Source organism: Vibrio sp. V10_P2A27P122 (assembly GCF_963874335.1).
Taxonomy (GTDB): Bacteria; Pseudomonadota; Gammaproteobacteria; order Enterobacterales; family Vibrionaceae; genus Vibrio; species Vibrio anguillarum.
This window is the reverse complement of the sequence record NZ_CAWNHY010000179.1, coordinates 1-3,105: the sequence shown is the minus strand read 5'-3', so window position 1 is coordinate 3,105 and position 3,105 is coordinate 1. Positions and strand designations below refer to the sequence as shown.

At 42.1% G+C, this 3,105-nt stretch carries 3 protein-coding genes and 1 tRNA gene; 3 read left to right on the top strand and 1 reads right to left on the bottom strand.

Annotation, left to right across the window (positions count from 1 at the left end; translation table 11 throughout):
• Positions 1–536, top strand: a 536-nt coding sequence (locus tag AACQ17_RS08145) for a transposase (RefSeq protein WP_141201440.1), incomplete at its 5' end; no start/stop codon positions are given.
• Between the two features lie 38 nt (positions 537–574).
• On the opposite strand, the gene AACQ17_RS08140 is transcribed toward AACQ17_RS08145, so the two are convergent.
• Positions 575–1,096, bottom strand: coding sequence for an RDD family protein (locus tag AACQ17_RS08140; RefSeq protein WP_081265531.1), 522 nt, complete (start codon positions 1,094–1,096; stop codon positions 575–577).
• A gap of 153 nt (positions 1,097–1,249) precedes the next feature.
• On the opposite strand from AACQ17_RS08140, the gene AACQ17_RS08135 reads away from it, so the two are divergent.
• Together AACQ17_RS08135 and AACQ17_RS08130 are read left to right on the top strand one after the other, a co-directional pair.
• Positions 1,250–1,334: transfer RNA gene (locus AACQ17_RS08135), tRNA-Leu, on the top strand.
• A 247-nt stretch (positions 1,335–1,581) separates the two neighbouring features.
• Positions 1,582–2,832 (top strand): HD-GYP domain-containing protein, encoded by a 1,251-nt coding sequence (locus tag AACQ17_RS08130; protein ID WP_017045406.1) that lies wholly within the window; start codon positions 1,582–1,584, stop codon positions 2,830–2,832.
• Positions 2,833–3,105: the final 273 nt, after the last annotated feature.

Genomic DNA, 3,105 nt, shown 5'->3' with positions numbered 1-3,105 from the left:
GGCCAGAGCTAGAAGAAGAGGTTGTGGTACGTTTAATCACGAGAGTCAAAGAGGGGAAGCAATACGATGTTCTCACCTCAATGGCTGACCCTATGCTTTATCCCAAATCAGATATAGTCGGTTTATATGAATACCGTTGGGAAATTGAACTGGGGTACCGAGAGCAAAAACAATACATGCTGGGTAACCGCCTTACACTGCGAAGCCGACTCCCAGAGCTCGTGAGACAAGAGCTCTGGGGAATACTACTGACATACAACTTAGTCAGATATCAAATGGTGCAGATGTGTAATACGTTGAATGGAGACTACTTGCCATACCAACTTAGCTTCAATGGAGCGTTAGCCCACATCATGCGCCTAATAGTGGGGCTTCCCTACTCGTCACCGGGAGCCATACCGAGGCAACTCCAAAACTTCTATGCAATGAGTGGGAGCTTAATACTTGAGCCAAGGCGAGAAAGAGCCTTCCCTAGAGTCGTGAAGAAAAAGCCAAGCCGATATCCTAGAAAATACAATGCCGCTCACCTTAAGTGAACGGCATTAGGGCAAACCTTCCTTTTTGTTATTCCGACTCAATTAACTTTAGGAAGTACCACTACTTTCGTTTTGGCCCAAATATCTTGGAACCCTCTTTTTTGTTGATCAAAGGGTACGGTGAGGTTTGCCAAGCCAAAGCCTGAGGTGAACAAACGTATTAAAGCTTGCGTGGCGCTGATTGAATTTCCATCTTGTTCGTTAATTATCAAAAGTCGCCAAGCACGCATCCCTAATGTCTGGCCTGCTCTTGTCCAGAAAAAGACGAAGAAGTAGACCCAGACAGCGGCAAGGTAAAATGTGTAAACATAGCTCCAAATGGGATGACGAGTGAGAAGGTCGCTGACATCTGCATACGAGCCATAGCCCATCACATTCAACGCAACGAGAGCTTCTAATATAGCAACGACAACACCAGCAGCCATCATCTCAAGAGCAATGATGATTAATGCATCGTAAATGAGCGCACCAAATCGGCGTAGTAATCCGGCAGGCGGTAGAGAAATAGAGTTACTCATCATATCTAAACATCTTTTGTATTCGCGAAATTGCAGCAGCATATAGCCTCGAAGAGGATCTGAAAAGAGAAGAGACGCACAGCTTGAAGGTTTGTGGTGAAAATATCGGCAAACGATTTGTATTTCAATATTTTGTTATTGCGCCAATAACTTTCTTACGTATAATGCCAACCATCAAAGGGCAATGCCCAAGATGCCGGTGTGGTGAAATTGGTAGACACGACGGATTCAAAATCCGTTTCCTTCGGGAGTGGCGGTTCAAGTCCGCCCACCGGTACCATAATTTAAACAACAAAGCCTCGACGAAAGTCGGGGCTTTGTTGTTTTTGTCCTCGAAATAATAGTCCACTATCTTAGATAAATGAGACTCTTTTGATAGCCTCACATACTTCTATACTGAACAGCGCACATTTCTCGCTTCTAGCCATACACATTTATATCAACACTACTAATATGTAGTTGATGAACTTTTGAGTGGCTTCTTTTAAACTCATTAACTACTTAGTACTTAAGGTGTTATATAAATTGTGGCAAGCATAAAAATCACAGTAGATAGATTGCAGCCTGGCCTGCACATTAAGTTGCCCGTAAAGTGGAACGAACACCCCTTTCTTTTTAATAGCTTTAAGATTAAATCCCAAGAACAGATTCAATTGATAAAACACTTGGGGATTCAACATGTTTATATCAATCCTGCGCAAAGCGATACTCAACCCTTACCTGTCAATACGCAGCCGGAAGCCATAGAAGAATCTTCAGAGATGGAGAGTGAGGCTGAAAAATTGTGGGAAGAGAAGCAGAAACGGATTGAAAAGTTGAACGCATATCGTAGGCGAGTTCTAAACTGTGAAAAAGAGTTTGAGCGTTCTCTATCCCGTATGCGTGCGGTAATGAACAAGATACGCAATCGGCCAGAGGATGCGATAGATGAAGCTTCAATTTTGGTTGAAGATATCGTCGATAAGCTACTGAGTGAAGATAGCGTTACGCTGCATTTAATGAATGGCAAAAGTGAGTTTGAAGACATCTACTTTCATTCACTCAACGTTTCGGTCATTGCAATGATGATAGGAAAAGCGAAAGGGTATGATGCTCAAAAAATCAAAGAACTTGCTTTTGCTGCGCTGTTTCATGATATAGGCAAAATTAAGGTTCCCACCGCGATTGTTAGAAAGAAAACAACACTGACAGAGCCCGAACAAAATTATCTCAAATTACATACTAAGTATGGTTTGGATATTGCGAGTCATATCGATAGCTTTCCAGAAAGTGCAAAGAGAGTAATAGAACAGCATCATGAACTCAATGACGGCAGTGGGTATCCGCTTGGTTTAAAGGAAGCGGCTATTGATGAGCTTTCACAGGTCATTACGGTCGCGAATGTATTTGATAATTTGTGTCATCCCAATATCGTTGCAGAGCAGAAGATTCCTTATATTGCACTTTCCTATATGTATAAGCATTGTAATCATTTATATAGTAACGAAAACTTAAACGTATTGGTTAAATTTATGGGCGTTTTCCCTCCGGGAACCGTTGTTCAGCTTTCTAACAATATGGTTGGGTTAGTCATCTCCGTAAACGCCAGCCACTTACTATATCCTAATGTATTGATTTACGACCCTTCGGTTCCGCGAACCCAAGCGCCCATTATTGATTTAGCTGATCGAGATTTGAAAATTGTTAATGCTATTCTTCCGCATAAACTTCCGGATAAAATCCGAGACTATCTTAACCCACGCTCTAGAATCTCTTATTTCTTCGATAGTGATGAGTAATATGCTTCTTTGTACTGCCTCAGTGCGAGCTTTCATTGACGAAGAAAAGCACGCAATATGAAGTGTGTCACCTCAATGCTCTGGTGATAACAAGGAGATTTAGAGAGGGAAATAGGTCGCTAATTAATCGATATTTAACTCTTTGGTGTCTTTTTGTTCACTTGAGCTATCAGAAGGTACTTTTTTCTAAAAACCGCTTGCACTCATCTTCGTTCTCCCTATAATGCCGCCTCACTGACACGGCACAGCCAGTAAGGGTTCAAGCCCAACCAG

What these genes read in the sequence shown, in the direction of transcription:
- AACQ17_RS08140 (WP_081265531.1), bottom strand. Translation starts at nt 1,096, where the DNA reads ATGCTGCTGCAATTTCGCGAATACAAAAGATGTTTAGATATGATGAGT.